Origin of the sequence: Caulobacter sp. AP07, from assembly GCF_000281955.1 — a bacterium.
Lineage (GTDB): Bacteria > Pseudomonadota > Alphaproteobacteria > Caulobacterales > Caulobacteraceae > Caulobacter.
In genome coordinates, this window is the sequence record NZ_AKKF01000060.1 from 1 (window position 1) to 4,251 (window position 4,251).

At 68.1% G+C, this 4,251-nt stretch carries 7 protein-coding genes; 6 read left to right on the forward strand and 1 reads right to left on the reverse strand.

Annotated elements, in window-relative coordinates; all coding sequences use genetic code 11:
- Positions 1-122, forward strand: a 122-nt coding sequence (locus tag PMI01_RS26350) for an acyl-CoA dehydrogenase family protein (protein ID WP_007663759.1), incomplete at its 5' end; no start/stop codon positions are given.
- Positions 123-131: 9 nt separating this feature from the next.
- Here the strand turns inward: PMI01_RS26350 and PMI01_RS04595 are convergent.
- Complete coding sequence (locus PMI01_RS04595) at positions 132-581, reverse strand: MaoC family dehydratase (RefSeq protein ID WP_007663762.1); 450 nt, start codon at positions 579-581, stop codon at positions 132-134.
- A gap of 146 nt (positions 582-727) precedes the next feature.
- Between PMI01_RS04595 and PMI01_RS04600 the strand changes: the two genes are divergently transcribed.
- From PMI01_RS04600 to PMI01_RS26355, 5 genes are all read left to right on the forward strand, one after another.
- Positions 728-1,345, forward strand: a complete 618-nt coding sequence (locus PMI01_RS04600; RefSeq protein WP_007663764.1) for a histidine phosphatase family protein — start codon at positions 728-730, stop codon at positions 1,343-1,345.
- A complete protein-coding gene (locus PMI01_RS04605; RefSeq protein ID WP_007663766.1) occupies positions 1,342-2,394 on the forward strand; it encodes an enoyl-CoA hydratase/isomerase family protein in 1,053 nt (350 codons plus the stop codon). Before PMI01_RS04600 ends, PMI01_RS04605 begins: the two co-directional genes overlap by 4 nt.
- 56 nt (positions 2,395-2,450) lie before the next feature.
- Entirely contained in the window at positions 2,451-3,254 is an 804-nt protein-coding gene (locus PMI01_RS04610; protein WP_007663768.1) for a class I SAM-dependent methyltransferase, read from the forward strand.
- Positions 3,255-4,088: a hypothetical protein gene (locus PMI01_RS04615; RefSeq protein ID WP_007663769.1), complete on the forward strand. Its 834-nt coding sequence runs from the start codon at positions 3,255-3,257 to the stop codon at positions 4,086-4,088.
- A gap of 29 nt (positions 4,089-4,117) precedes the next feature.
- Positions 4,118-4,251: NAD(P)-binding domain-containing protein (locus PMI01_RS26355; RefSeq protein WP_007663771.1), on the forward strand; the 134-nt coding region annotated here is incomplete at its 3' end.

Genomic DNA, 4,251 nt, shown 5'->3' on the forward strand with positions numbered 1-4,251 from the left:
ACGGCTACCTGCAGGACTATCCGCTGGAGCGCATCGTCCGTGACCTGCGGGTGCACCAGATCCTGGAAGGCACCAACGAGATCATGCGGGTGATCATCGCCCGCGAGATGTTCCGGCAGTAGCGCCGGGTGTCAGGTCTTGGCGCGGCGGCGACGCGGAACGCGGACGGTGGCTTCGCCGTCCATTATCAGGTCGTCGCCGACAAAGCCTTCGCAGCGCAGCGTCACCCGCGCGCTCACCTCGTCGATCGCGGCGATGGTGACGCGGGAGACCACGACGTCGCCAATGCGCACGGGCCTGTGGAACGCCAGGGTCTGGGCCAGATAGATCGCACCCGCGCCCGGCAGGATGGTGCCGACCAGGGCGGACCCGAACGAGGCCGACAACAGGCCGTGGGCGATCCGGCCGCGATAGGCGGTCTTGGACGCGAAGGCCTCGTCCATGTGCACGGGATTGAAGTCGTCCGAGGCCTCGGCGAACTTCTGGATGCGCTCTTCGGTGATGGCGACGTGCTTTTCGGCGACCATCCCGACGGCGAGTTCTTCCAGGATGTAGCCGCCGGAGGAGTGGGGTTCGATCATACCGCGCCGTTACCGGCCATGCGGCGTCATGGCCAGCAAAAATGCACGGACAGGTGTCCCGCTGCGGTCGTAGGGCGTCGAGACGAGGCGACATCGACGGCGTTCCGGACTATGTCGAGCGCCTTCGGAGCTTGGGGAAACGCCTCGTGATCTATCTCTGCCGCCACGGCCAGACCGCGTTCAATCGCGAGCATCGCCTGCAGGGGCAGATGGAGTCCGACCTGACGCCGCTGGGCCGACGGCAGGCGGCGGCGATGGGCGACCTGCTGCACGACCTGATCGTCAGGGATCCGCCGGCGCCCTGGCGCATCGTCGCCAGCCCGCTGCGACGGGCGAGGGACACGGCCGGGATCATCGGCGCCAGGCTGGGCCTGCCCGTCGAATTCGACGACCGGCTGATGGAGCTGACCGTCGGCGAATGGGAGGGCCGGCTGCGCGCCGACCTGGCCCGCGAGGATCCGGAGCTTTTCCGCGACAAGACCTGGTTTTTCGCGGCGCCGGGTGGCGAGACCTACGACCAGGTGATGGCGCGGGTGGCTGGTTGGCTGTCCGAGCAGGCGCCAGAGCCCGAGCGGCGGCTGATCGTCGTTAGCCATGGCATCGCGGGCCGGCTGCTGCGCGGCGCCTATGCGGGTCTGCCGCGCGAGGCCATCCTGGAACTGGACGTGCCACAGGACGCCCTCTACCGGCTGAGCGCCGGCCAGCTCGACCGCTTCGCCTGCGAACCGGTCGAAGACCTCGAACCCGTCAAGGACCTCGCATGAACGACCAGCCCGAAGTCCTCGTCCGTGTTCAGAAGAACGTCGGCCGCCTGACCCTGAACCGGCCTCAGGCGCTGCACGCCCTGACCCAGACCATGTGCGAGATCATGATCGGCGCCCTGCTGGACTGGCAGGAAGATCCCGAGATCTACATGGTCATCATCGACCATGCCGGCGAGCGCGGCTTCTGCGCCGGCGGCGACATCCGCATGCTGGCCCACAGCGGGGCGGGCGACGGCAAGGAGGCCCGGGCCTTCTTCCACACCGAGTACCAGCTGAACCACCTGCTGTTCACCTATGAGACCCCGGTGGTGGCGGTGATGGACGGGGTGGTGATGGGCGGCGGGGTCGGGATCTCGATGCCGGCCCACTACCGGATCGCCACCGAGCGCACGACCTACGCCATGCCCGAGACCGGCATCGGCCTGTTCCCCGACGTCGGCGGCGGCTGGTACCTGCCGCGCCTGCCGGGCAAGGCCGGGCTGTGGCTGGCCCTGACCGGGGCGCGGATCAAGGGCGCCGACTGCCTGCGCCTGGGCATCGCCACCCACTTCGTCGAGTTCGGGGCCGTCGAGGGCCTGAAGAAGGCGATCGTCGCCGACCCGCGCCGCATCGACGACACCCTGAAGAAGTACCGCGCCGACGCCGGCAAGGCCCCGCTGGTCAGCACCGAGCTGGACCTCAACCGCCTGTTCGTCGGCGACAGCGTCGAGCAGATCTTCGAGTTCCTGGAGGCCGACAGCAGCGACTGGGGCAAGGCCCAGCTGGCGGTGCTGAAGACCAAGTCGCCCCAGACCCTGAAGGTGGCCTTCCGCCAGCTCGAGACGGGCGCGGCCCTGACCGATTTCGCCGACAACATGGTCATGGAATACCGCATCGGGGCCCGCGTGGTTCAGAGGCACGACTTCATCGAGGGCGTGCGCGCGGTGATCATCGACAAGGATAACGCCCCGCGCTGGGATCCAGCCAAGCTTGAAGACGTTAGCGACGCGATGCTCGACGAGATTTTCGCGCCTCTGCCGAGCGATCAGGAATGGACGCCGCTGACGTAGCGTCTCCGCTGCGCTAGCTTGTCGGCAAGAAGAAGATGTTCGTCGGAAGGAATACCATGCGTAAGCCGCTACTCAGCCTCGTCGCCGCGCTCACCCTGACCGCCTGCGCCACGACTCCGATGGGCCCCATGGCGCCGCCGCCGCCGCCGGCCGACGCGCCCGCCGCGGTTCCCGCCAACATCACTGCGGCGCTGTCCGATCCGGCCCGCCCGGCCGCCGACATGGTGCGCGACGAACTGCGCCTGCCCGGCCAGGTCCTGGCCTTCGCCGGCGTCAAGCCGGGTGCCAAGGTCGCCGACCTGATCCCCGGCGGCGGCTACTTCACCCGTATCCTGTCCAAGGCCGTCGGGCCCCGCGGCCATGTCTACGCCTATGTGCCCGACGAACTGACCAAGCTGGCCAAGCGCGAGCCGGCGGTGAAGGCGATCGCCGCCGATCCGAACTATCGCAACGTGTCGGTGATCCTCAACACCTTGCCGAACTTCGCCACGCCGGAGAAGCTGGACCTGGTGTTCACGGCCCAGAACTATCACGACATGCACGACAAGTTCATGGGGCCGGCCGACCTGTCGGTGGTCAACCGCCAGGTGTTCAAGGCGCTGAAGCCGGGCGGCGTCTATCTGGTGCTCGACCACGCGGCCGAGGCCGGCTCGGGCCTTCGCGACACCGAGACCTTGCACCGCATCGACCCCGCCGCGGTGAAGGCGGAAGTCACCGCCGCCGGCTTCATCTTCGAGGGAGAAAGCCGCGTGCTGCGTGACAGCGGCGACAAGCGCAATCTCAGCGTCTTCGACCCGTCGATCCGCGGCAAGACCGACCAGTTCATCTACAAGTTCCGCAAGCCGGCGGGCGGGCGGTAAATGCCAAACCCCTGGCGGCGCGGCGCCAAGTTCGTCGCGCTGCTAGGGGGCGCGGTTCTGCTGACGATCCTGACCCAGGTGGGCGGGATCGTGCTGCTGGCCGTCGCGGGCATCGGCAGGGCGCGGCGCTGGTCGTTCGGGATCGCAACGATTGTCTTCCTGTTGGCCTATGCGGCGACGACGACCTTGATCGTCCCCCCGGCGGCCAAGGCGCTTGGGCGCGAGCGGTTGCCGTGCTTCGCGCGGCGCGACCAGCCGTATGGCGCGATCAATCCTCTGCTGTGCGCACTCAATCGGACCTACGCCCGCCCTCGGGCCAAGGCGGTGGTCTCCGCCTTGGCCGATCGGATGGCGTTGGAGTTTCCTGGAACCACGACCCGCTACCTCGATGCGGGGTTTCCGTTCCTCGACGGCTTTCCACTGATGCCGCACCTGTCGCACCGCGACGGTCTGAAGATCGACCTGGCCTATTTCTATCGTGAGCATGACGGCCGGACGGTGCTCGATGGCGCCGCCAGCCCGATTGGCTACTGGGCCTACGAGGCGCCGCGCCCTGGCGAGCTTCGGCCCTGCGCGAATCCTTCTCGGCTGAACCTGCGCTGGGATTTCGCCGGGCTCCAGTCGCGGGTCACACGCCGAGCCGATCCCGAGCGCATGGCGGCGATGCTGCGATGGTTGACGACCGATGGCCGTGAGTTGGGCGTGCGCAAGATCCTGATCGAACCTCATCTGAAGCAGCGTTGGGCGCCAGGCGTGGACATGGTCCGCTTCCAGGGCTGCCGCGCCGCCCGGCACGACGACCACCTACATCTGGACATAAAGCCGGCCGATTGAACGGTCGCGCACAGCGAGGAGACGCTCCAATGACCCGCATCGCCTTCATCGGCCTGGGCAACATGGGCGGCGGCATGGCCGCCAACCAGGCCAAGGCCCAGCATCACGTCAGCGCGTTCGACCTGTCGGCGGCGGCGCTGGAGCGGGCCGTGGCGGCCGGCTG

Coding starts and splice junctions, on each gene's coding strand:
- PMI01_RS04605 (WP_007663766.1), top strand. CDS start 1,342: ATGAACGACCAGCCCGAAGTCCTCGTCCGTGTTCAGAAGAACGTCGGC.
- PMI01_RS04615 (WP_007663769.1), top strand. CDS start 3,255: ATGCCAAACCCCTGGCGGCGCGGCGCCAAGTTCGTCGCGCTGCTAGGG.
- PMI01_RS04595 (WP_007663762.1), bottom strand. CDS start 581: ATGATCGAACCCCACTCCTCCGGCGGCTACATCCTGGAAGAACTCGCC.
- PMI01_RS04610 (WP_007663768.1), top strand. CDS start 2,451: ATGCGTAAGCCGCTACTCAGCCTCGTCGCCGCGCTCACCCTGACCGCC.